Source organism: Nonomuraea rubra (genome assembly GCF_014207985.1).
In the GTDB taxonomy this organism is placed as follows: Bacteria; Actinomycetota; Actinomycetes; order Streptosporangiales; family Streptosporangiaceae; genus Nonomuraea; species Nonomuraea rubra.
The window spans coordinates 2133281-2155658 of sequence record NZ_JACHMI010000001.1 but is presented as its reverse complement, the minus strand read 5'-3'; the positions used below and the strand labels follow the sequence as shown (position 1 = coordinate 2155658).

Genomic DNA, 22378 nt, shown 5'->3' with positions numbered 1-22378 from the left:
GGCCATCCCCTCGCCAGGTACGGAGCGAACTTCGTGCGGCGTGTCCACGCTCGCACGGAAACGGCCCCGGCGCGTCGATGCGCCGAGGCTCGTCCCTCTCAGGAACCGCTAGACGAGGTCGATCGCGTTGTCCCACCCCTGCCTGTGCACCTTCATCTTCTGGTCCCCCGTGGCCCCTGTGGTACGGCGAGCCCAGTGTCGGAGATCCGGCTGTCCATGTCCCAGGCCGTTAACTGTCCATTTTCCCGACACTGGGCCTGCCGGCCCGCAGCAGCGGATCATTCATGCGACGGCCGACCGGAGAGACAGCCCTCAGTCCTGGCGCTCTTCGGCCGGGCAGCGGGTGCCCTGCGCGGGCACGGTCAGCGAGATCAGATAGCCGTCCATGGCCGTCGTGATGCACGGGGTCTTGCCGTAGATGCCGTGGCCCCAGCCCTCGTAGGTGAACAGCGTGGCCTTGGAGCCCAACTGCTCGGCCACGTTGGCCGACCACTCGTACGGCGTGGAGGGGTCGTGCATGGAGGTGCTGACCAGGAGCGGAGCGCTGCCCTTGTACTCCAGCCGGTGCTGCGGGTTGGTGACCGGGTGGCCCTGGCAGATCGGCATGTCGCCCATCGGCATCGGGTTGTACCGCATGTCCGGGGCCGCCGCGCCGGCGCCGCTCATCACGTCGGCGTACTCGTCGTAGTCCCGCAGCGACAGGTCGAAGTCCGAGCAGAGGATCGCGGTGGGGAGTTCGGCGGTGTTCCCGCTCACGGGACCGTTACCCGGAGGGCCCGGCATGTTGTCCGGCACCGGCCCGCCGTCCAGGGCGTTGAGCACCTGGGCCTCCAGCCGCCAGTCGGGCGCCTCGTTGAGGATCACGCCCAGCCATCTGAGGTTGTGGGCGCTCACCGGGCGGCCGGTGACGCCCGGCCAGTACAGCTCGCCGCGGCTCGCCTTCTCCAGCAGTCCCTGCCACAGCGCGCGGACGTCGCGCCCGTGCAGGACGCACCCGGTGTCCCGTTCGCACCAGGCGACGAACTCGTCGAAGCCGTCCTGGACGGCGGCCGCCTCGCTCACCTGGAACGCCTTGGCGTCCAGGCTGTGGTCCATGCTGCCGTCCAGCACCATGGCCCGGATCCGGTCCGGGAACAGCTCGGCGTACATCTGCTGGGCGAGCGTGCCGTAGGAGACGCCGTACGAGGTCAGCTTGTCATCCCCGAGCGCCGCGCGGATGGCGTCCATGTCACGTGCCACGTTGAGCGAGTCGAGGTGGTCGTACAGGGGGCCGGTGCGCTTGCGGCAGTCCGCGTGCAGCCTCTTGTTGAAGGAGATCCACTTGTCGTAGTCGTCCTGGCTGGTCATGATCGGGCTCGGCATCTCGTTGTACACCGAGGCCGAGCAGGTCACCGAGCCGCTGCGGGCGACGCCGCGAGGGTCGTAGCCGACGATGTCGAAGTGCCGCTGGACTTCCGCGCTGAAGCCGGCGGGACGGAACATGCCGTTCACGCCGGAGTTACCGGGGCCGCCCGGGTTGATCAGCAGGGATCCGATCCGCGCGGAGGGATCGGTGGCCTTGCGCCGGGCAAGGGCCAGGTCGACCTTGGGGCCGTCCGGCTTGGACCAGTCGATCGGTACAGCCAGCCTGCCGCACTCGACGGCGGGCTCCTCCTCGCACGGCTCCCAGGTGATGCCGCCCTTCCCGCCGGCGCCTGGGGCCTCCTCTCCGGTCCCCGTCCCGCCGGCCCCGCACGACGTCGTGGCGGCCAGCAACGTCGCCATCGCCACGAGGACGAGGGCGAGCGGAGAAGTTCTTCTTGGCACATTGCTCCCATCGTTGATCGGCTCGCCGGGTGGCACGCGGCCGGTCCTCGACTCAGGATGCCCCGTGATCATCGGTTCGAATGCGACAGGCGACTCCACCGTTGACGGAAAGCATGTGCCTCCGGCGACAACGGGACCAGTCCGGTTTCCTGTCCACTCATTGGCCGTTGCCCGGCCCCGAGCCATTCCCGACGCCATGAGATCACATCGCGAGAGAGAGCGTGACACCGCTGTGTGTGACCGGGATCACATAATCAGGTCTGAACCCGGGAACAGCGCCCCGCATCGAATCCCGCAGAAGTGAAAATGCTTACTGCCGGCGCCATCAATGAAAACTGACAACGGGTGTGCCCAGTGACGTGATATCAGATCGGCGTGAATGCCGATGGCACAATAAGCCATCACGCCGAGATCACCTCAACGCCACAGAATGCATGATTCCTGCATCTACCGAATGAAAGCCCAGGTCGGTTCGATGAATGCTGCGACAATGCGCCACCTCACACTCTCGCAAGATTCGCAGGCAATAGTTGAGCGCATGCCGTCGGGAAGAAAGGGAAACTCCGAGTTACTGGGCCGGCGCCTGCAGGCGGCACGCGAGTCGGCGTTCGTGGGCCGCCGGGAAGAGCTCGCGATCTTCCGCGCCGCGCTGTCCGGGGGCCGGTGCAACGTTCTCTACCTTCATGGTCCCGGAGGAATCGGGAAGTCGGCGCTGCTGCGGCGGTTCGCCCGGGAGGCCGTGTCGGCCGGGCGCCCGGTCGTCCAGCTGGACGGCCGGACGCTGGGGCCCGCACCCGAGGCCGAGGCCGAGGCCCAGGCCCAGGCCGAGGCCGTGCTGCGCGACGAGCGGGCGGTGCTGTTCGTGGACACCGTGGAGCGTGTCCAGGGCCTGGAGGGGTGGCTGCGCGACAGGTTCCTGCCCCGCCTGCCGGTGGGCGCGCTCGTGGTGATCGCGGGACGACTCCCGCCGGACGTACTGTGGCGGGCCGACCCGGGATGGGCGGGGGCGCTGGAGGTGCTCGCGCTGCGTGACCTCCCCGCCCGGGACGCCGAGGCTCTCATGGACTGCTGCGGGGTCGCGGACGAGCTGCGCGAGCCGCTGCTGGCCTTCGCCGGCGGGCATCCGCTGGCGCTGCTGCTGGGAGCGGCGGTCGCGGTGCAGGACGGGGGCGCGAGCACGCGGTGGACGCCCAAGCACGACGTGGTGGCGACCTTGCTGGACCAGCTCGTGGGCGAGGTTCCCAGCCGGGCGCACCGGCACGCGCTGGAGATCTGCGCGCACGCGTACGTGACGACCGAGGACCTGCTGCGCGCCGCGCTGCCCGGAGACGCGGGACGGCTGTTCGACTGGCTACGGCGGCTGCCGTTCGTGGAGTCGAGCAGTCTCGGCCTGTATCCGCACGACGTGGTGCGGGAAGTGCTGAACGCCGACCTGCGCTGGCGCGACCCGCAGGGCTATGCGGCCATGCACGAGCGCATCCACACGGCCCTGGCGGAGAAGGTGTGCACGGCCGCGGAATCCGACGTGCTGAGCACCGTCACGGCGCTGTTCTACCTGTACCGCGGCAAGAACGCGATGATCGAGCCGCACAGCTGGTACGAGGAGGGCGAGATCCAGGAGGGCGCCTTACGGGCCGGGGACGCCGAGAAGCTGCTGCGGCTGGCCCGCATGGCGGAAGGAGAGGAGTCCGCCGCCTGTGCCGCGTTCTGGCTGGAACGCCGGCCCGCGGCCTTCCGCGTCTACCGGCGGGCCGGGACCGGGGAGCCGGTGGCCTGCCACGCGTGGCTGCGGCTGGAGACGCCGGACGACGAGGAGTGCGCCGCCGACCCGATCGTGGCCGCGGCGTGGGAGCACGCGCGCGCCACCTCGCCCTTGCGCGCGGGCGAGCACCTGGCCGTCGGCCGGTCATGGGTGCTGCCCGCCTACCGGGGCAACTCGCCGGTCACCGACCTGGTGCAGTGGCGGGTGATCGGTGACTGCCTGCGGTCGGAGCGGATGGCCTGGTCGTGCATAGCGGTTCGAGGCCCCGGCCGGGACCGGAGGGAGAGCTGCCGCCGGCATGGCATGCGCGAGATCCCGGATGTGGCCTGCATGGGCGGGCAGTCGTACACCTTGTTCGTGCACGATTGGCGTGCGGTGCCGCCTCGGTCGTGGCTGAGGCGGCTCAACCGGACGCCGGTGCCGGACCCGTCCGAGCCGCAGGCGGACGAGCTGGCGGTGCTGTCACAGGAGGAGTTCTCCGAGGCCGTCCGCCAGGCTCTGCGGCACCTGGCCCGCCCCGGGGCCCTGGCCGGCTCGCCGCTGACCCGTACCCGGCTGGTTGCCGAGCACCCCGGCGGCGATCCTGCCGAGGCGCTGCGCGAGCTGCTGGAGGGGACGATCGAAGCGCTCGATGGGGATCCCCGCTCCGCCAAGCTGCACCGCGCGCTGACCGCCACCTTCATGGGCGGCGCCCCGACACAGGAGCTGGCCGCCGAACGGCTCGGCCTGCCCTTCACCACCTACCGCCGCCACCTGACCGCGGGCGTCGAGCACGTTTGCCAGCATTTGTGGCAGCGGGAGCTCTACGGTGCGGCCGCGAGGGCCTGAGAGCCCGCACTGCAGCGACCTGCGCGGCCCCGGCGGTGCATCGCAGGCTTGCGAAATGATGATGGCCCAGAATTTCGGAGAAAGTCGTGATAAACGGTATGCGATCGGTGAACGACCAGGGTTCAGACCTGCTCGGGCAGCGGCTGCTGGCCGCGGGGAATGGGACGTTCGTCGGCCGTCAGGAGGAGCTCGCCGCCTTCGGCGCAGCGCTGCGGAGCGGTGGCAGGGTGCTGTTCGTGCACGGCCCTGGCGGGGTCGGAAAGTCGGCGCTGCTGCGCCGGCTGGCACAGGAGGCCCTGGCGGCCGAGCGCAGCGTCACGCTGCTGGACGGGCGCACGCTGGGCCCGTCCCCGGCCGCGTTCGAGTCCGCCGCCGAGGCGGTGTTCGCCGATGAGCGTGCCGTGCTGCTCGTCGACAGCTTCGAGGACATCCAGAGCCTGGAGGGCTGGCTGCGCGAGCGGTTCCTGCCCCGCATCCCGGTCGGCGCGCTGGTCGTGCTGGCCGGGCGCGTTCCGCCGGACCTGACGTGGCAGGCCGACCCCACCTGGGCGGGCACGCTGATGGTGCTGCCGCTGCGTGACCTCTCGCCCACGGACGCCGCGGCGCTGCTGGAGGCCCGTGGCGTGGCCGTCGGCGGCCTGCGCGAGTCGCTGCTGGCCTTCGCCGGCGGCCACCCGCTGGCCCTGTCCCTGGGCGCCGCGGTGGCGATCAAGGACGAGAGGGCGAGCTCGCGCTGGAAGCCGACCCAGAACGTGGTGGCCACCCTGCTCGACCAGCTCGTGGGGGAGGTGCCGAGTCCCGCGCACCGGCACGCGCTGGAGGTCTGCGCGCAGGCGTACGTCACGACCGAGGACCTGCTGCGCGCGGTGCTGCCCTACGACGACGCCGCCACCCTGTTCTCGTGGCTGCGGCGGCTGCCGTTCATGGAGTCGGGGACGCCGGGGCTGCACCCGCACGACGTGGTACGCGAGATCCTGCGGGCCGACCTGAGCTGGCGGGACCCGCAGCGCTACGCCGAGCTGCAGCAGCGCATCGGCGGTCACCTCATGGCCCAGGTCCGTACGGTGGCCGACACCGACGTGCTCCGGGTCGTCGGCTCCCTGTTCTACCTCCGCCACCATCGCAGGTCCCTGCCGGGGCGGGACTTCTGGCACCAGGAGGACGACGTGTACGAGGAGGCGTTCCGTCCCGGGGAGACCGGGAACACGGTGGCTCTGGTCGCCGAGGCCGACAGCGGGGAGTCGGCGGCCGCCGTCGCCTTCTGGGCCACCCGGCAGCCGGAGGCGTTCCACCTCTACCGGCACACCGCGACCGGCGAGCTGGCCGGCGTCTGCGTCTGGCTCCGCCTGGACCGGCCCAGCGACGAGGAGGCCAAGGCCGACCCGGTCGTCGCCGCCGCCTGGACCCATGCCCGGGCCGTCGCCCCGCTGAGGCCGGGCGAGCACCTGGGCGTCGGCCGGATCTGGGTACGCGACGCGAGCCGCGGCCTGTCCTCGGCGATGGAATGGCGCGGAGTCGGCCACTCCCTGCGCTCCGAACGCATGGCCTGGTCGTTCATGGCCGTGCCCGCCGACGACCCCAGGGTCGGCTACTACCGGCGCTACAGTCCGTACGAGCTCGACGAGCACACCTGGCTGGGAGACAGCGAATACACCCTGTTCGCCCACGACTGGCGGGCCCTGCCCGCACAGGTCTGGCTGGAGCGGCTGATGTCGGCCGACACACCCGCCGCCGCCTCCTCCGTACGAGAGCCCGAACTCGCGGTCCTGTCGCGGGCGGAGTTCACCGACGCCGTCCGCAAGGCCCTGCGGCACCTGTCACGTACCTCCGAGCTGGCCGCCAATCCCCTGGTGCGCGGCAGGCTGGTCGCCGGGCATCCCGACCCCGTCCAGGCCCTGCGCGAACGCCTGGAAGAGGCCATCCACAGGCTGGGCCGGGACCCGCGCGCGAGCAAGCTCCATCGTGCCCTGGACACCACCTACCTGCGCGGCGTCCCCAACCAGGAAGCCGCCGCCGAACGGCTCGGCCTGCCCTTCACCACCTACCGCCGCCATCTGACCACCGGCGTCGAACGCATCTGCGAGGACCTCTGGCAACGCGAACTGTACGGAACCAGCGACGGCTGACCTCGCAACGGCTCGCACCGTGCGCGCCTGAGATTTGCGTGTGTCCCGGACCGTCGCGTTGTCGGATCGGGGCAGCGGCGTTCGTAGTAGGGGTGAGACGCAGACCATGGCGCCCGAGGAAACAGGGCCCCGTCCCTACTGATGACGAGGACAGGAACGATGACCGATTCGACGGCAACCGGCGGAACCAGGCCCTTCCGATTCGGGGTCGTTGCCCCGCTCAGGACAGACCTGCCGACGTGGCGGGACCAGGTGCGCCGCCTCGCCGACAGCGGCTACTCCACGCTGCTGATGCCCGATGTCCCACGATGGCAGCCGGCGCCCGGCCCCACGCTGGCCGTCGCGGCTACCCTTACCGACCTGCGGGTGGGCACGTGGGTGTACGCCTCCCCGCTGCGCCCGGCGTGGAGCACCGCGTGGGAGGCGCACTCGCTGTCGGTGCTCACCGGCGGTCGCTTCGAGCTGGGCATCGGCACCGGCAGGCCCGGCATCGAAGACGAACTACGCGAGCTGGGGCTGCCCGCCGTGCCACCGGGCGAGCGGCTGGCCCAGGTGCGTGAGGCCGTCACGACGCTGCGCGATCTCGACGGCCCCGACGCACACACGCCGGTGGTGATGGCCGTACGCGGGCCCAGGGCCCAGGCGCTGGCGGCCGAGCTGGCGGACACGGTCGCCTTCGCACTGATGCCGGGAGAGGACCGGGGTGAGATCACACAGGTGGTACGCGGCTTCCGCGCCACCCGAGACGTGGAGCTCGCGCAGCACGTGGCGGTGATCGGCGACACCGTCGCGCCGTTCATGGCGTCCCCCGACACCGACCCTGCCGCACTTCACGCGGTGGACTCGCTGGCGGCCCTTCCGGCTGACCCGGCGGCGGCGGCCGAGGAGATCCAGCGGCGACGTGAGGAGATCGGCTTCTCCTACTTCGTCTTCGGCGCCGGCCACGCCGACGTGCTCGCTCCTGTCGTTGCCGAGCTCGCCGGACGTTGAGCCGCCGTAGCAGACGCGACGTGTGGTGACAGGCAGCGTTGCCTGAGTCCGTACGCAGCGAAACGAGGTGCGGGCCCGGCCGGGGAACGTGTCCGGTGCCGCGCGTGCCCGTGGTGGACGGGTCGCCGTCAAGCCAGGTAAGGCGAGTAGGCTGACCATGATCCCCTGCGACGGTGAAGGAGCCGCTCATGACCGCCGACCCCACGATGGCCCGGATCGGCCAGGGGGTGGAGTTGCATCACCACCAGGGCGAGCGTGAGGCCGCGCGCGAGTTGTTCGCGCAGATCTGGGACGACATCGGCGGCGAGCAGGGCGACCCGCTGCATGTCTGCGTTCTCGCCCACTCGATGGCCGATGTGCAGGACGACGTGGACCAGGAGCTGATGTGGGACCTGCGCGCGCTGGCCGCCGTCGGCCTGGTCACCGATGAGCGGGTGGCCCAGGCCGGGGTGCCGCTTTCGGTGGCCGGCCTGTATCCGTCGTTGCACCTGAACCTGAGCGAGTGCTATCGCAAGCTGGGCGATCTCGACCGCGCCCGTGAGCACCTCCAGCATGCGCGGGACGGGATCGGCGCCCTTGGCGACGACGACTATGGGCGGCTCATCAAGGGCGGGCTGGAGCGGCTGGCCGAACAGTTGGGTGAGCCCGTCTGACCGCGAGCACCCGGGTATGACTCATACGGCCTGCGGCTCCTCGTAGGGGATGCGGTTCAGGTGCAGGATCTCGCCGAGCGTCCCCCATTCGTCGCCGCCGAGCTTGGTCAGCGGACGCAGCCGCTCGGCGTCAGGCCGGCCGTTGACGATGTACTCTTCGTGCACCGCCGCGAGGAACACCCTGCCGAAGACGAGGGTGGAGTTGCCCATGCGCAAGGTGGTGTGCGAACGGCACTCCAGGACGACCGGAGAGGCGGCCACCCGGGGCGGCCGCACATGACGGCTGGGTTCGCGTTCGATTCCCGCGGTGCCGAACTCGCTGACAGTCCGCGGGAAATCGGTGGCGGTGTCGCGGATCAGGTGCAGCAGTGGTTCTGAGGAGAAATTGACGACGAACTCACCGGTGTCCTCGACATTGCGCAGGGAGTCCTTGCGGCCGATCGAGGTGAACTGCACGATCGGCGGATCAGTGCTGGCGATGCTGAAGAAGGAGTGCGGAGCGAGGTTGTCGACCGCTCCATCCGGGGTGACGGTGGACACCCACGCGATCGGACGTGGAACGACGACCGACGTCATGAACTTGAAGAAGGCCGCCCCGCCCAGGGCCGCGGGGTCGAAATCGACACGCATGTCGTTCAGTATCCCGTTCGATCACAGCGTGTAGTGGCCGCCACGCAGAGCTGCGGCGACGGGAGCGTTCCGCGGGTCAGCCGGGCATGCTCGGACGGGGCAGCGCGGGGCCGGCCACGTCCAGGCTGAGGCGGACGATGGTGGGCCGGTGACGCGAACCGAGCATTCCCAGGCTCGTCACGAGGAGACCGTCGTCGAGGACGGCGATCGCGGTGGGGCCGTCGAGTCCGTCCGCCTCGGTGGCAAGCGTGGTCATGGTGCCGTCCGGGGAGATCCGGACGACGGTGTCGCGCGGATGGACGGCGAGGTACAGCGTCCCCGAGCGATCGAAGGCGAAGTCGTCAGCGGGTATGCCGGTGTACACCGGTCTCACCTCGCCCGGGCGCCCTTGGTCGATGCCGATGCGCAGGACGGTGCCCTGGGCCGTGTTGGTCGCCCACAGGGCGCCGTCCCAGATCTTGAGGCCGTTCACGCCCGTGGACGACACCGGGTCGTCCGGCGACGTCGGCGCCAGGCGCTCGTCGGCGAGCCAGAGCCGGAGGGCGCGGTCACCGGGAGGGCAGCAGAGGATCTCGCCGTTGACGGAGTCGGCCGCGAACAGCGTGCCGTCCTCGGCGAAGGTGATGCCGTTGAGCCCTGCCCGGGCTTCCGCGGCGGCGAACCGTACCCAGCGGCGGGGAGCCTCGCGCCGCCAGATCCCCGCCACGGAGCCGGTCGCGCTGCGCACGGCGGCGTAGAGCCGGCTCTCGGCGTCCGAGGCGAGGCCCACCACCAGCACGTCTGTCTCTCCGGGGACCACCCGTTCCGGCTCGCCGTCGGACAGCCAGACGGTGCCCGCCAGCAGCAGCGTCGCGCAGATCGTGCCGTCCGCGAGCACGACGATGTTCTCCGGCGTCTCGCCCGCGCCGTGATCGAAGGTTGTGAGGATCATGGGATGCGCCGTCCAATCTTCAGCGGCCCCTGGCCGGGGGCAGGCGGGTTCACCAGGGTACGCGGGGGTCAGTTGTTCCCCGTGCGCCACCTGGGCATCGGATGGACTGTGAAGCGGTCACCGGAGCGCGGAAGCGTGGCCTCCCGCAGGAAGAGTCTCTGGAGAGCGCAGGAGAGAGCCATGAAGAATTCCCTCCGCAAGGTCGTTGCCACGGGAGCCGTCGCGCTGGCCGCCGTGGTCACGGTTCCGGCCGGTCCCGCGTACGCCATCAACGGGGTGGCGTGCCGCAACAATCCGTTGGTCGACGAGTTCCTCTACGTCAACGGACACTGCTTCGCCAACGGTGGCACGATGGGCGTGGCCATCTACGGTGTCGAAACCATCTGGTCGGGCAACAACCGGGTGGCCATCACCTACATCGACGACCTGGGCGGTCCGAGCGGCGGCATGCTTCTGGACAAGTGGAGGATGTGGGACTTCTCCGACGACGGCCACGACCGCATCCACAAGGTCACCTCCATCTCGATCTACTAGTTCCGGCACCAGGGACTTTCCCGGCCCTCATGGACGAGGTCCCCGGGCAGCGCCGGCGAGCACCTTGGCCAGGGCCTCGGCGATGTGCGCGGCGCCGGTGAGGTCGTCCATGAGCATGGGCTGGCGAACCCAGAGCACGTCGCGTGCCGCGGCCTCGGCCGACGGGCAGGGCTCGGGGCGGGCGCCCGCCTCCGTCAGGGCGGGCATCGTGCCGAGCGGTGGATAGCCGCCGTCGAGGGGGACCCCTTCCGCATCCATGGCCGCCAGCAGGAACGGCCGGTCGAAGGGGACGTGGACGCGCAGCATGAGCAGGTGGCGCGAGTCGCGCGTGGTGCCGGGTGGCTGCGGGACCACGCTCACCCGGTCCCCGGGCAGGTCGCGTTCGACGGCGGCGGCGAAGGTGTTCCTGCGGTCGATCTCGTCGTCGAGCCGGTCCAGCCAGGGCAGCAGCAGGGCGGCCTGGATCTCGGTCAGGCGCAGGTTCCAGCCGGCGCGCGGATGGCCGTACCAGGCGCCGTCGAGTGCGCGGCCGACGTTGCAGAGCGACCAGACGGCCTCGTGGACCTCGCCGGCGCGGCAGACGATCAGGCCGCCCTCCCCTGCCGTCATCGCCTTGCTGGACTGGAAGCTGTAGACCCCGGCGTCGCCCAGCCCGCCGACGGGGCGGTCGCGGTAGGCGGCGCCGTGCGCCTGGGCCGCGTCCTCGACGACGGCCAGGCCGTGCCGTGCCGCGAGGGCGTTCAGCGGGTCCATGTCGGCCGGGCTGCCCGCGAGGTGCACCGGCACGATCGCCGCGGTGCGGGGGGTGAGCGCCGCTTCCACCGCGGGCGCGGACAGGTGGAGGTCGGCGGCGTCGACGTCCACGATGACCGGGGTGGCGCCGGCGAGCAGGACCGCCGTCGCGGTGGCGACGAACGTGTACGCCGGCACGATCACCTCGTCGCCGGGCCCGACGCCGAGCCCGCGCAGCGCGGCGAACAGGCCGAGCGTGGCGTTGCCGACGGCGACGCCGTGCTCGACCCCGGAGCGGCGGGCGAACGCGGCCACCAGGTCGGCGCACGCCTGGCCTCCCTGGGTGGCGCCCCACTGGCCGCTGTCCAGCACGGCGGTGACGAGCGCGCGCTGGGCGTGGTCCATCGGGGGCGGCCACGCCGGCCAGGGGGCGGTGCGCACGGGGGTGCCGCCGTCGATCGCCAGGGTCATGGCTGATGTCCTTCCGCGAGGTCGCCGCCCAGGATGCGGGCGGGGTCGCCGCCCAGGATGCGGGCGAGGTTGCCGCCCTGGATGAGGGCCCGGTCGGCGTCGTCGAGCGGCGCCAGGGCGACGCGGCCGAAGCCGACCCGCAGGTCGAGGAAGCAGGCGTCGGAGCCGTACACGACACGATCGGCGCCGACCGCCTCCGCCAGCCGGGAGATCCACCGCCCGGTCATCTTGGAGCCGCAGATCTCCAGGTACAGGCTCGGATGGTCGCGGACGAGCCCGGCCGCGCGGGCGAACCCGTACGGCCAGAGCCCCGCGTGCCCGAGCAGCAGCGGAACCCCGGGATACCGGCGCGCCACGGTGACGAACCGCTCCGGGTCGCTCCAGGGCGAGTCCGTCTGGCCGTGGGCGAGCACGGGCAGGCCCAGCTCCCACACCGGGTCGTAGCGGCGGTCGTCGAGGGCGCACTGGTGCACGTCCGGATGGATCTTGACACCCCAGACGCCCCGCTCGGCGAGCCGGTTGCGCTGGTGCGGGTTGTACACCTGCCACACCCCGAACCGGCCGGGGTACCGCTCGGCGGCGGCGAAGGCGAGCCGGTTGCCCTCCTCCGCGCTGGGGCCGACGGCGAGCAGGTGGCTGATGCCGATGGCGTCGATGCCGAGGCGGTCCATGAGGGCGACCATGCCGCCGGCCGACGGGTCGGGGATGAGGAAGTCGGGCCACGGGCCGAGGTGGCCGTGCGCGTCGAGGATCACAGCAGGTCACCCCCCGAGGCGATCAGGGCGATGTCGTCCTCCGGCAGGTCGAGGTGGTCGAGGAGGAAGCGGGGGCCGCAGTCGTCCATGACGGGGGCGCCGGTGCCGAACACCAGCCGCCCGGCCCCGAAGTGCCCGGCCAGCCATTCGACACCGCGCTGGGTGTTCACGGTGCCGATCTCCAGCCACAGGTTCGGGATGGCGGCCATGAGCTCGGCGACGGCGCGCAGCCGCCGGTAGCCGGGGTTGAGCAGCAGGACGCGCTGCTCGGGCAGCTCCCGGGCGAGGGTGAGGAGCTGTCCCGGCGAGGTCTCGTCGAGATCGATGGCCGCCGTGACGCCGAGCTCCGCCAGCCAGCGCAGGGCGGTCGGCCCGGTCAGCTCGAAGCGGTGCCTGGCCGGGCAGAGCCGGACCACGGGCACGTCCCAGTGCGGCACGGGCTCGAACGGCTCGGGCAGCAGCACGGGCACCGGGACGAGCCGGGGGTCGCCGAGCGCGAGCAGCGCCTCGTTCCCGGCGCGGACGTCGGAGTAGAGGCTGAGGGTGTGGGTCACGTAGGCGCGGTCGATGCCCAGCCGGCCCATGTCCGGCCGCGGGTCCTCCGGCAGGTCGTCGAAGGGTACGGGGCCGATGAGCCGGTGGGCGTCCACGACGGGGTACGACATCAGAGCTGCCGCGGGGTGACGGTCAGCGGCGGGCAGCGCGGATCGAGGTCGATCCTGGCCAGGTGCCGGCCGCTCAGGGCCCACGCCTTCCAGGAGCCGGGCTCGAAGTGGAGCTGCGGGTTGGTGTACCACTCGTCGCCCAGGCCGGTGGCGAGCCGCGTGGCCTGCTCGCCCAGCTCGTAGGCGTTGCCCCCGCCGAAGAACGTGCTGGCGAACACCCTGCCGCGGTGCGTGGTCAGCTCGCCGTACCCGGACAGGGTGCCCTGGTGCTCGATCGTCCGGGTGGCCGGGTCCAGGGCGATCCAGGCGCCGGAGTTGCGCTTGTACACGCCGTAGAGCAGCCCGTCGTGGATCTTGACGTCCTGGAAGGTGCGGTATCCGGCGATCGGGTCCGTCTGCCACAGCACCGTACGGGTGCGCAGGTCGAAGGCCGCGACGGACGCCGACGCGTGCACCGGCGGGGTGCCGCCGCCGCCGAGCACGTCGCCGCCGAGGTACACGATGCCCTTGCCGGCGTCCAGCGACAGGCTCATCAGGCTCTGCCCGGGGATGACGCCCTTGTAGACGTCGATCTCGCCGGTGTCGGGGTCCACGACCGACAGGGCGCCCTCCAGCTCGGCGCCCAGCGGGGCGGAGGCGACCAGCAGCTTGTCGCGCACCGGGTCGTACTCGATGTCCCACGGGCGCTGCTGGCCCTGCCCCAGGTGGCCGAGGCTGCGGACGGCGTCGGTGCGCAGGTCGATGGAGATGATGTTCCCGCTGGGGTAGATGGCGGCGTAGATCTGGTTGCCGCGGCGCACGAGGTCCTTGGGCTCTCCGGGGACGCGGAAGCGGCGCTGCTCGCCGGTGCGCAGGTCGCGCACGTCCATGAAGAAGTGGCCGCCCACGTAGACGGCGCGTCCGGGCACCAGCAGCATGCTCTGGGGGCGTTCGGCGCCGGCGGGCAGTCCTGCCTCGATCAGGTCGGTGAACTCCCACTGCCCGGTGCCCAGGTCCAGCGACCACATGCCGCCGCTGCCGGAGAACCCGACCAGGGTGCCGTCATCGGTCAGCGCCAGCCGCCTGGTCTCGTCGTCCTGCGACGGAGGGCCGGCGACCCTGGTGGGGGCGCTGTCGCCGGTGCGGTAGCGGTGGACGGCGCCGTCGGGGCGCGAGGTGGCGTAGACCGTGCCGTCGGCGGCCACGGTCAGGGCGTCGAAGCTGCTCGTGCCGAGCGGGACCCGCCGGAGGTCGGTGCCGTCCTTGCGCACGTCGATGAGGGTCTGGCCGCTCGTCGCGAGGATCCGGTCACCGTGCTCGGCGACCACCCCGATGCCGGTCGTGCCCTGGGCCAGCTCGGTGACGGCGCCGGTGGTCCGGTTGATCGCGACGAGCTTGCCCTTGTCGAGCAGGCCCGCGTAGACGTTCTCGGCGTCGGCGGCGACCGCCCTGACGTACCGCTCGCCCGCGGCCAGCACGCCGAAGTCGCGCACGGCGCCGGTGGCCGGGACGTACTCCCTGACCCGGCCGTCCGGGTAGGTGCCCGCGTAGATCGTGCCGTCGGGGGCGGTGGCCAGCGCCCAGATGTAGCCGCCGTTCCTGCCGAACGAGGCCAGGTGCGCCACCTCGCCGGTGGCCGGGTCGAAGCGGTAGAGGTCGGGGACGGGGTAGGTGCCGACGTAGATCTTGCCGCCCGACACGGTGGTGGCCCAGCCGCCTTCCGGTTCCCCGGTGGCGGGGCCGTCGGGCAGCCGCACGCTTCTGACGACCTTGCGGGTGCTCAGGTCGATCTCGGCCAGTACGGGCGGCTTCTGGCCGCGCGTGACCACGTACGCCCTGCCCTCGTGCACCGTGGCGCCCACGATGGCCCCGGTCATCGACGCCGCCCCGAACGTCTCCACCCGCGGCCCGGCGCACGATGACGCCGGGGCCGCTTGAGCCGGGACGACCGGCAGGAGCAGCCCGGCGGCCAGGGCCGCGAGGACTGCGAGGGGTTTCCGCGGCACGGCCGCACCTCCACGTGAGCGTGTTGCCCAATTTTGGCCCAGACCGTAATGTGCTGAGCTTGATAAGTCAATGGAGGCGGTTGTGACGGCGTTCGACGCGAGCAAGCTGATCGGCGACCTTGAGGTGAGCCTCGACGTGGATGTCCTGGTCGGCGCCTATCCCGACCGCGACGGCCCGCCGGGCACGCCCCGGGCGGTGCTGGACACGCTGGCCGCGCACCGTGTCCGGGCGGGCGCGGTCGCGTCCCTGCGCGCCGCGCTGTTCGACGTGCGCGGCGGGAACGACGAGGTCCTGGGGCTGGACCCGCCGGTGGTCCCGGTAGGGACGGTGGACCTGCGCGACCCCATCGGTGCCGTACGGGAGATCGACCGGCTGGCGGGGCTGGGCGTCAGGGCCGTCAGGCTCTTCCCCGACGAGCAGGGCGTGGAGGCGGGCTTCCCCTCGGTCCGCCACGTGGCCAGGACGTGCGCGGGGCTCGGGCTCGCCGTGCTGACCGGGGGTGACGTGCGGCGCTTCTGGCAGCCGTTCGCCGGTCTGGACGCCACGGTGGTCTTTCTCGACACGCACTTCTACCACCTGGGCGACTTCCTGGTCGTGGCCGCCGACGAGCCGGGCTTCCACACCTCGACCCGCCTGCTGAACTCGCCCGACGCGCTGGAGACCGTACCGGCCGACCGGCTGCTGTACGGCTCCCGCACCCCCCACTACGAGCCGGTCGTCCCCCTGCTGCGCCTGGCGACCAGCGGCCTGAAGCCGGAGGAGATCGCCGCCGTGGCCGGCGGCAACGCGAGGAGGCTGCTCGGATGATCATCGACGTGCACGCGCACTGGGGCCCGTGGTTCTTCACCATGGACGTGGCCGGCGCGAACGTGGCCACCATGGACCGATACGGCATCGACCTGTCGATCGTCTCGGCCACCGAGGCGGTGATCTACGACGCCCCTGCCGGCAACCGGGCCCTGGCCGCCTGGCTGGAGGGCCAGGACCGCCACCTGGGCTACGTCACCGTCAACCCCCGCAGGCAGGCGGACGCCGAGCGGGACCTGCGCACGTACCTGCCCACCGGCAGGTTCGCCGGCGTCAAGATCCACACCGACTACACCCGCTCGCCCGTCTCCTCGCCCCAGACGCGCGAGGCGCTGGCCATGGTCGCGCAGGCCGGGGTGCCCGCGCTCGTGCACACGTGGGGCGCCACGGTGCTGGACCTGGCCCAGGTCTGCCTGGACACGCCCGGCCTGCGTGTGATCGCCGGGCACATGGGCGCCGACGGCCACGCCCACGCCATCGAGGCGGCCGGCGCCTGCGACCGCCTCTACCTCGAACCGTGCTACTCCCACGCCCCCGCCGGCCGCTTCGCGCAGGTGGCGGCGGCGGTGGACCGCACGCGGCTGCTCTTCGGCACCGACTCGACCCTCATCGACCCGGCCTCGGCGTTCGGCGCGGTGGCGGCGGCGGGCCTGGACGCGGAGACGGCCGAGCTGGTCGCGTGGCGGAACGCCGCACGGCTTTTCGATCTGGACATTACGGCCTAGTCCGTTATACCGTGCGGCCACCCTCACAAGGAGTGACCAGCGAATGATCCCCCGCCGCCGTTTCCTCCAAGCCGCAGCCATCTCCGCGGGCGCCGCCACCCTCCAGGCCGCTCCCGCGGCGGCCGGCACCCGTGAGCCGAAGGGCACGATCACCGACCTCGGCCCGGCCAGCGTGACCAGCCCCCTGGGCAACGCCGAGTTCGTCGGCGACGTGCTCTACCTCGGCTCGCGCGGCCTGGCGCCGAACGTCGTGGGCGCCTGGGACCTGGGCCAGGACCGGGTCACGGCACACTTCGACATCCCGACCGGCGTGGGCATCTGGGCGATGTGCAAGGTGGGCACCGACGTCTACGTCGGCACCCACAGCCGCTCCGACCTCTACAAGATCGACACGCTGACCGGCAGCACCACCCTGCTGGCCCAGTACCCCGACCCCTACATCTGGACCATGGCCGCCTCCCCCGACGGCAAGGTGTTCATGGGCACCTCCCAGCCCGGCCGCGTGCTGGAGTACGACCCCGCCACCGGCGCCACCCGCGACCTGGGCCAGCCCGCTCCGGGCGAGGCGTACGTCCGCAGCATCCAGGCCGACGACACGCACGTCTACGCGGGCGTCGGCGCCAACGCCCACCTGATCGCCATCGACCGGCGGACCGGCGAGAAGCGCGAGCTGCTGCCCGCCGAGGTGGCCGACCGCGACTGGGTGTCGAGCATGTCGATCAGCGACACGCACGTGGCGGGCGGCATGAACTCGCTGGCGGAGCTGCTCGTGCTGGAGAAGGCGGACCCGGCCGCGTACAAGGTGGTCAAGGCCACCGCCCCGGGCGAGAAGTACGTCGTCTCTGTGCTGATCCACGACGGCTGGGTGTACTTCGCCGGCCGTCCCTCCGGGACCTTCTACCGCTACGAGATCGCGACCGGCGCGTACGAGGTGCTCGGCGTGCCGTTCCCGGAGGCGCAGACCGTCCGCATCCTGGAGCACGGCGGCCGCATCTATGGCGTCCAGGAGCCGGGCATCTTCGTCTACGACCCCGCCACCGGCGACCTGAGCTATGTCAGCCACGTGCAGAAGGGGTTCAGGGCCGCCCCCGAGGAGCCCATGTCCGTGCACTGCGACGGCGAGCGCATCTACGTGGGCGGCAAGGGCGGCTGCGACCTGCACGACCTGGCCACGGGCCAGGTCACCCGGCTGCCCATCCCCGGCGAGCCGAAGACCATCATGACCGCGGGGACGACCACCTACCTCGGGGTCTACACCCAGGCCGCCCTCTACTCCCACCGCGCGGGCGACCCGGAGGCCAGGCTGCTCCTGCGCACCGGCCACAACCAGGACCGGCCGAAGGACCTCGTCCACGACAGGCTGACCGGCCTGATCGTGATGTCCACCCAGCCGGAGCCGGGGCACCAGAACGGCGCGCTCGACGTCTACGACCCGAGGACCGGCCGGGTGGACACCTACCGCCCGGTCGTCGAGCGCCAGACCGTGTTCTCGCTGGCCGCCCGGCTGGGCACCGTCTACCTGGGCACCAGCACGCAGGAGGGTCTCGGGTCGCCGCCGGTGACGTCCACGGCCCGGCTGGCGGCGTTCGACCTGCGTACCCGCGAGGTGAGGTGGGAGGTCGAGCCGGTGGCCGGCGCGAAGGCCGTCACGAGTCTCAAGCACGGCGCGCTCGCCCTGTACGGGATCACCGACGCGGGCGTGCTGTTCGAGTTCGACCTGCGCCGGCGCAAGGTCACGCGCACGCTGAAGGTGTGCGACCGGGGCGGCGACCTGGTGCTCGCCGGGCGGCATGCCTACACGAGCGACGAGGACGCGGTCTACGAGATCGACCTGGTCAAGCTCACCTCCCGCAAGCTCGTGGAGGGGCTGGCGAGCGACTGGTTCGGCGGCGGCTCCCGGATCAACATCGACCCGTCCCGCAAGGCGCTCTACGCGCTCAAGGGGCGCAACCTGATCCGGGTGGCCCTCTGAGCTACCAGGCCAGCACCCTGGCGCGCTCGCCGTCCGGAAGCGCGGGGCCGTACGGGTCGTGGGCCCGGTCCCCGGGGATGAGCCCCTCCGCGGCGGCGAGCCAGGCCATGCGCTGGACGTAGCCCTCCATCGGAGCGGTGAACGTGGCCGCCGCCAGCCGGTCCAGCCGCGAGGCGGCCTTCTCGAAACCGCGCAGGTCCTCGCCCTCGTACGCGCGCAGCACCGCCGCCGTCGTCTCCACCGACGCGGCCGCGATGCCCACCAGCGCCGCCTGCGCGCCCCACAGCAGCGAGGCGGCGAACATGCGGTCCTCCCCCGTGATCGCCAGCCTGCCGGCCTCGAGGGTCAGGGCGATCGTCTCCTGGCACGCCATCGCGTCAGACAGCAGCGCCGTCTTGAGGCCGGCGACCCCGGGCAGGCTCAGGATCCGGCGCAGCGTGGCGGGCGGGCACGGGTTCGTGTAGAGGTCGAAGGCGATCATCGGCAGCCCCGCGGCCGCCCACACCGCCTCGTGCAGCGCCACCCGGTCCCCCGCCTCGGGGAACACCAGCACCCCGTCGGCCCCCAGCTCGGCGGCCATCCGCGCGTCGGCGACCGCGCCCGCCTGGCCGCCGTCGCGCGTGCCGCCGATGCCGACGACGACGGGGACGCCCGCGCGGCGGGCACGGGCGATCACGCCGGCCCGCACCTCCGCGGGCAGGTAGGGCCCGCGCCCGGTGTGCGCGAGCACGGCCAGGACGCCGGCGCCCGAGGCGACCAGCCGGCGGAAGTACGACTCCGCGACGTCGAGATCCACCTCGCCCGCCCAGGTCATCGGCGTCAGCGCGGCGGCGGCCAGGCTCCCGCGCAGGCGGTCGCGCAACCCCGCGGCCCGCGCGTCGATCGGCGTGCCCATCCTCGCTCCCCTCACCGGACGTCCCGGGCGACAAGCGTAGGACGTCCCGCTCAGCCGGTCACTTCAGGCCCGTCATCGCGATGCTGTTGACCAGGTAGCGCTGCAGCAGGAAGAAGACGACCAGGCAGGGCACCGCCGAGACGGCCGCGGAGGACATCAGCAGCGACCACTGCATCTCCTCCGTCTTCAGCACGGTGAGCCCGACCGTCAGCGTCCGCGTGGCGTCGCTCTGCGAGATCACCAGCGGCCACAGGAAGTCGTTCCAGTGCCACAGGAAGACGAACACGCCGAGGGTGGCCAGGATCGGCTTGGTCAGCGGCACCACGATCGTCCAGTAGACGCGCAGCTCGGAGGCCCCGTCGACCTTGGCGGCGTCGAACAGCTCGTCCGGCAGCCCCAGGATGAACTGGCGCATCAGGAAGACCGCCTGGGAGTTGGCCAGCGTCGGCACGATCAGGCCCCAGAAGGTGTCGGCGCCGTCGAAGTCGGAGACGAGCACGTACAGCGGGATGAGCGTGGCCTGGAACGGCACCATCATGGTGGCCAGGAACGTCCACAACATGGTGTCGCGCCCGGGGAAGCGCTTCTTGGCGAACGCGTAGCCGGCCATCGACGCGGTGAGCAGGATGATCACCACGGAGACACCCGAGTAGATCAGCGAGTTCAGCGTCCACTCGGCGAACCCCGACGCCCTCAGGACCTGCACGACGTTGTCGAGGGTGAGCGAGCCGGGCCACTGCGCCGGCACGGTGGGCTCGCCGCGCGGCGACAGCGCCACGACGATCATCGCGGCGAACGGGCCGAGCGTCAGCAGCGACATGACCGCGAGCAGCGTGTAGAGCGGCCACCGCCGGCCGTGGCGGCGCGGCCTGGTGGCCTGCCGGTCACGGACGGCGGCGGGGCGCGTGGCCGTCATCGTCATGTGTTCTCCTTGCCGATGAACCGGCGCTGGATCAGCGAGACGACCAGCACGATGGCGAACAGCACCATCCCCCAGGTGGCCGCGTAGCCGAACTCCCAGAACCTGAAGCCGCGTTCGAAGATGCCGTAGATGAGGGTGTAGCTGGCCTTGGCGGGCCCGCCGCCGGTCATCACGTAGATCGTGTCGAAGACCTGGAACGAGGAGATGGTCTCGATCACCAGCACGAAGAAGATCGCCGGCTTCAGCAGGGGCAGGGTGATGCCGCGGAAGCGCTGCCACGGGCCGGCCCCGTCGACCTTGGCCGCCTCCAGGTAGGAGCCGGGGATGGCCTTCAGCCCCGCCAGCAGGATCAGCATGGAGTAGCCGAAGCCCTTCCAGCAGGAGACGACGGCCAGGGCGGGCAGCACCAGCTCCGCCCGCTCCATGAAGCCGACGGGCCCCAGGTCCAGCTTGGCCAGCACCCCGTTGATCAGGCCGTCGAACTCGTAGATCCAGCGCCAGATGAGGCCGGCGAAGACGAAGCTGGTCACGTACGGCAGGAAGAGGATGCCGCGGAACAGCCCGCGCAGGAAGACGATCGAGTTGAGCAGCAGGGCGGTGGCGAGCGAGACGGCCATGACGAGCGGCACGTAGATGACGGTGTAGACCAGCGTGGCCTGCAGGCTGGACCAGAAGTTCGGGTCGTTCACGAGCCGGGTGTAGTTGTCGGCGCCGATGAAGCTCCACTCGCCGCCGATGTTCCAGTTCGTCAGGCTCATGCCCGCCGCCCCGAGCGTGGGGAAGATCTTGAAGATCAGGAACAGCACGAGCATCGGGAGCACGAACAGCAGTCCCGTGATCGGGTCACGCAGGCGATGACGCACCGGATCTCACACCCTTCCGAGCAGGCGGGCCGCCCCCGAGACGGCCCTGGTCGTGTCAGCCACCGCTGGCCAGCAGGTCGTTGCCCTCCTTGGCGGCGGCGTCGAGTGCCGTCTTGGCGTCCTCCTTGCCGATCAGCGCCGCCTGGACGTGGGCCGCGACCATCGCCATCACCTGGCGGGCCTTGGGGTGGGTGTCGCCGGGGAAGGCGTACTGCAGCGACTTGGCGAACTCCTTGGACGTGGCCGACTGGCCGGGGATCGTCACGTCGGTACGCGCGGAGAAGAAGCCGGACTCCTTGGCCAGCGAGCCGGCGACCTCGGGCGAGGCGATGTAGGCGGCCAGCTTCCTGGCCGCGTCCTTGTTCTCGGAGTGCTTGGCCAGGACCAGGCCGCCGGGGATGCCGAACGCGACCCGCTTGGCGCCTTCCAGCGGCAGGCCGATGCCGACGTTCTCCGCGCCGATGGCGGCGCCGAGCTGGTCGGCGTTCAGGGCCGTGGCCGCGTGGTACATCGCGGTCCTGCCGCCGGCCAGCGGGCCGCCCTCGATGTCGTTGCCCTTGCTGGCGGCGTTCTCCGGCAGGCCGCCGACGGCCTTGAGGTCGAGCAGGAACTGGAGGCTGGCGATGCCCTCCTGGCTGTTGACGGTCACGCTCTTGCCGTCGGGGGAGAACACCGAGCCGCCGTTGGCCCACAGGATCGGGTAGAAGCTCTGGTTGAGCGAGACCTCCGGCTTGCCGGGATAGTCGAGCACCGCGACCTTCTTGGCGGCCAGCTTGGGTGCGGCCTCCTTCAGCTCGGCCAGCGTCTCCGGCACCTTGGTCACGCCCGCGTCGGCGAAGAGCTTCTTGTTGTAGATAGGGGCGGTGATCGTCTGGTAGATGGGCACGCCGTAGAGCTTGCCGTTCACGGTCAGCGCGGTGAGGGCGTTGGGCAGGTAGCCGCTCTTCTCGGCCGCGATCACGTCGTCCACGGCCTCCAGCGTGCCCTGCTCGGCGTACTGCGGGATCTGGTCGGGGCCGAGCACGACCAGGTCGAAGCCCTTCCTGGAGGCCAGCGCCGTGGTGATCTTCTCCTGGCGGCCGTCCCAGGGCTGCTGGTCGATCGTGACGTCGATCGCCGGGTTCTTGGCCTCGAAGTCCTTCTCGATTTTGTCCCAGAAGGCCTTGTTCTTGGCCTGGTCCGAGATCACGGGGTACATCCAGAGAGTCACCGCGCTCTTGTCCGAGCCCGAGCCACCGGAACCGCACCCGCCGATCACGACGCTGAGGGCGACCGCGATGCCTGCTGCCGCTTTGTTTCTCATCGGCGGCGTTCCTTTCCTGAAT

At 71.4% G+C, this 22378-nt stretch carries 19 protein-coding genes; 8 read left to right on the top strand and 11 right to left on the bottom strand.

The genetic code is table 11. The features are described from left to right. Positions 1–312 precede the first annotated feature (312 nt). The gene (locus tag HD593_RS09905) at positions 313–1806 is read right to left on the bottom strand and encodes an alpha/beta fold hydrolase (RefSeq protein WP_221524694.1); all 1494 of its coding nucleotides are present in this window, start codon (positions 1804–1806) and stop codon (positions 313–315) included. Between the two features lie 538 nt (positions 1807–2344). On the opposite strand from HD593_RS09905, the gene HD593_RS09900 reads away from it, so the two are divergent. From HD593_RS09900 to HD593_RS09885, 4 genes are all read left to right on the top strand, one after another. Next, positions 2345–4396: an ATP-binding protein gene (locus tag HD593_RS09900; RefSeq protein WP_185101883.1), complete on the top strand. Its 2052-nt coding sequence runs from the start codon at positions 2345–2347 to the stop codon at positions 4394–4396. 98 nt (positions 4397–4494) lie between these two features. Then, positions 4495–6522, top strand: a complete 2028-nt coding sequence (locus HD593_RS09895) for an ATP-binding protein (RefSeq protein WP_185101882.1) — start codon at positions 4495–4497, stop codon at positions 6520–6522. A 159-nt stretch (positions 6523–6681) separates the two neighbouring features. Next, positions 6682–7512: an LLM class flavin-dependent oxidoreductase gene (locus HD593_RS09890; protein WP_185101881.1), complete on the top strand. Its 831-nt coding sequence runs from the start codon at positions 6682–6684 to the stop codon at positions 7510–7512. A gap of 188 nt (positions 7513–7700) precedes the next feature. After that, entirely contained in the window at positions 7701–8165 is a 465-nt protein-coding gene (locus HD593_RS09885) for a hypothetical protein (RefSeq protein WP_185101880.1), read from the top strand. A 21-nt stretch (positions 8166–8186) separates the two neighbouring features. Here HD593_RS09885 and HD593_RS09880 read toward each other — a convergent pair whose 3' ends face one another. Continuing rightward, positions 8187–8795 carry a flavin reductase family protein gene (locus HD593_RS09880; protein WP_185101879.1) on the bottom strand — a complete coding sequence of 203 codons (609 nt, stop codon included), beginning with the start codon at positions 8793–8795 and terminating at the stop codon, positions 8187–8189. A gap of 76 nt (positions 8796–8871) precedes the next feature. Beyond that, positions 8872–9726 (bottom strand): SMP-30/gluconolactonase/LRE family protein, encoded by an 855-nt coding sequence (locus tag HD593_RS09875; RefSeq protein WP_185101878.1) that lies wholly within the window; start codon positions 9724–9726, stop codon positions 8872–8874. A gap of 180 nt (positions 9727–9906) precedes the next feature. Between HD593_RS09875 and HD593_RS09870 the strand changes: the two genes are divergently transcribed. Then, positions 9907–10260 (top strand): beta/gamma crystallin domain-containing protein, encoded by a 354-nt coding sequence (locus HD593_RS09870; RefSeq protein WP_185101877.1) that lies wholly within the window; start codon positions 9907–9909, stop codon positions 10258–10260. A gap of 27 nt (positions 10261–10287) precedes the next feature. Here HD593_RS09870 and HD593_RS09865 read toward each other — a convergent pair whose 3' ends face one another. The 4 genes from HD593_RS09865 to HD593_RS09850 are packed head-to-tail and all read right to left on the bottom strand — an operon-like array spanning position 10288 to position 14868. After that, complete coding sequence (locus tag HD593_RS09865; protein ID WP_185101876.1) at positions 10288–11463, bottom strand: DegT/DnrJ/EryC1/StrS family aminotransferase; 1176 nt, start codon at positions 11461–11463, stop codon at positions 10288–10290. Continuing rightward, on the bottom strand, positions 11460–12218 hold the full coding sequence (locus HD593_RS09860) for an amidohydrolase family protein (RefSeq protein WP_185101875.1): 759 nt from the start codon (positions 12216–12218) through the stop codon (positions 11460–11462). Before HD593_RS09860 ends, HD593_RS09865 begins: the two co-directional genes overlap by 4 nt. Continuing rightward, on the bottom strand, positions 12215–12883 hold the full coding sequence (locus tag HD593_RS09855) for an amidohydrolase family protein (RefSeq protein WP_185101874.1): 669 nt from the start codon (positions 12881–12883) through the stop codon (positions 12215–12217). The genes HD593_RS09860 and HD593_RS09855 overlap by 4 nt, the downstream gene beginning before the upstream one ends. After that, complete coding sequence (locus HD593_RS09850) at positions 12883–14868, bottom strand: NHL repeat-containing protein (protein ID WP_185101873.1); 1986 nt, start codon at positions 14866–14868, stop codon at positions 12883–12885. The genes HD593_RS09855 and HD593_RS09850 overlap by 1 nt, the downstream gene beginning before the upstream one ends. An 82-nt stretch (positions 14869–14950) precedes the next feature. On the opposite strand from HD593_RS09850, the gene HD593_RS09845 reads away from it, so the two are divergent. The 3 genes from HD593_RS09845 to HD593_RS09835 are packed head-to-tail and all read left to right on the top strand — an operon-like array spanning position 14951 to position 18373. Beyond that, positions 14951–15676 (top strand): amidohydrolase family protein, encoded by a 726-nt coding sequence (locus tag HD593_RS09845; protein ID WP_185101872.1) that lies wholly within the window; start codon positions 14951–14953, stop codon positions 15674–15676. After that, a complete protein-coding gene (locus HD593_RS09840) occupies positions 15673–16401 on the top strand; it encodes an amidohydrolase family protein (protein WP_185101871.1) in 729 nt (242 codons plus the stop codon). Before HD593_RS09845 ends, HD593_RS09840 begins: the two co-directional genes overlap by 4 nt. A 43-nt stretch (positions 16402–16444) precedes the next feature. Beyond that, complete coding sequence (locus HD593_RS09835; protein WP_185101870.1) at positions 16445–18373, top strand: ligand-binding sensor domain-containing protein; 1929 nt, start codon at positions 16445–16447, stop codon at positions 18371–18373. 1 nt (position 18374) lies between these two features. Here HD593_RS09835 and HD593_RS09830 read toward each other — a convergent pair whose 3' ends face one another. The 4 genes from HD593_RS09830 to HD593_RS09815 are packed head-to-tail and all read right to left on the bottom strand — an operon-like array spanning position 18375 to position 22356. Then, entirely contained in the window at positions 18375–19268 is an 894-nt protein-coding gene (locus HD593_RS09830; RefSeq protein WP_185101869.1) for a dihydrodipicolinate synthase family protein, read from the bottom strand. A gap of 58 nt (positions 19269–19326) precedes the next feature. Beyond that, the gene (locus HD593_RS09825; protein WP_185101868.1) at positions 19327–20190 is read right to left on the bottom strand and encodes a carbohydrate ABC transporter permease; all 864 of its coding nucleotides are present in this window, start codon (positions 20188–20190) and stop codon (positions 19327–19329) included. Beyond that, entirely contained in the window at positions 20187–21053 is an 867-nt protein-coding gene (locus tag HD593_RS09820; protein WP_312903414.1) for a carbohydrate ABC transporter permease, read from the bottom strand. The genes HD593_RS09825 and HD593_RS09820 overlap by 4 nt, the downstream gene beginning before the upstream one ends. A gap of 55 nt (positions 21054–21108) precedes the next feature. Beyond that, entirely contained in the window at positions 21109–22356 is a 1248-nt protein-coding gene (locus HD593_RS09815; protein ID WP_185101867.1) for an ABC transporter substrate-binding protein, read from the bottom strand. Between the last annotated feature and the right edge of the window lie 22 nt (positions 22357–22378).

What these genes read in the sequence shown, in the direction of transcription:
- HD593_RS09895 (WP_185101882.1), top strand. Translation starts at nt 4,495, where the DNA reads ATGCGATCGGTGAACGACCAGGGTTCAGACCTGCTCGGGCAGCGGCTG.
- HD593_RS09870 (WP_185101877.1), top strand. Translation starts at nt 9,907, where the DNA reads ATGAAGAATTCCCTCCGCAAGGTCGTTGCCACGGGAGCCGTCGCGCTG.
- HD593_RS09815 (WP_185101867.1), bottom strand. Translation starts at nt 22,356, where the DNA reads ATGAGAAACAAAGCGGCAGCAGGCATCGCGGTCGCCCTCAGCGTCGTG.
- HD593_RS09825 (WP_185101868.1), bottom strand. Translation starts at nt 20,190, where the DNA reads ATGACGATGACGGCCACGCGCCCCGCCGCCGTCCGTGACCGGCAGGCC.
- HD593_RS09855 (WP_185101874.1), bottom strand. Translation starts at nt 12,883, where the DNA reads ATGTCGTACCCCGTCGTGGACGCCCACCGGCTCATCGGCCCCGTACCC.
- HD593_RS09890 (WP_185101881.1), top strand. Translation starts at nt 6,682, where the DNA reads ATGACCGATTCGACGGCAACCGGCGGAACCAGGCCCTTCCGATTCGGG.
- HD593_RS09900 (WP_185101883.1), top strand. Translation starts at nt 2,345, where the DNA reads ATGCCGTCGGGAAGAAAGGGAAACTCCGAGTTACTGGGCCGGCGCCTG.
- HD593_RS09835 (WP_185101870.1), top strand. Translation starts at nt 16,445, where the DNA reads ATGATCCCCCGCCGCCGTTTCCTCCAAGCCGCAGCCATCTCCGCGGGC.
- HD593_RS09840 (WP_185101871.1), top strand. Translation starts at nt 15,673, where the DNA reads ATGATCATCGACGTGCACGCGCACTGGGGCCCGTGGTTCTTCACCATG.
- HD593_RS09880 (WP_185101879.1), bottom strand. Translation starts at nt 8,795, where the DNA reads ATGCGTGTCGATTTCGACCCCGCGGCCCTGGGCGGGGCGGCCTTCTTC.
- HD593_RS09830 (WP_185101869.1), bottom strand. Translation starts at nt 19,268, where the DNA reads ATGGGCACGCCGATCGACGCGCGGGCCGCGGGGTTGCGCGACCGCCTG.
- HD593_RS09865 (WP_185101876.1), bottom strand. Translation starts at nt 11,463, where the DNA reads ATGACCCTGGCGATCGACGGCGGCACCCCCGTGCGCACCGCCCCCTGG.
- HD593_RS09875 (WP_185101878.1), bottom strand. Translation starts at nt 9,726, where the DNA reads ATGATCCTCACAACCTTCGATCACGGCGCGGGCGAGACGCCGGAGAAC.
- HD593_RS09885 (WP_185101880.1), top strand. Translation starts at nt 7,701, where the DNA reads ATGACCGCCGACCCCACGATGGCCCGGATCGGCCAGGGGGTGGAGTTG.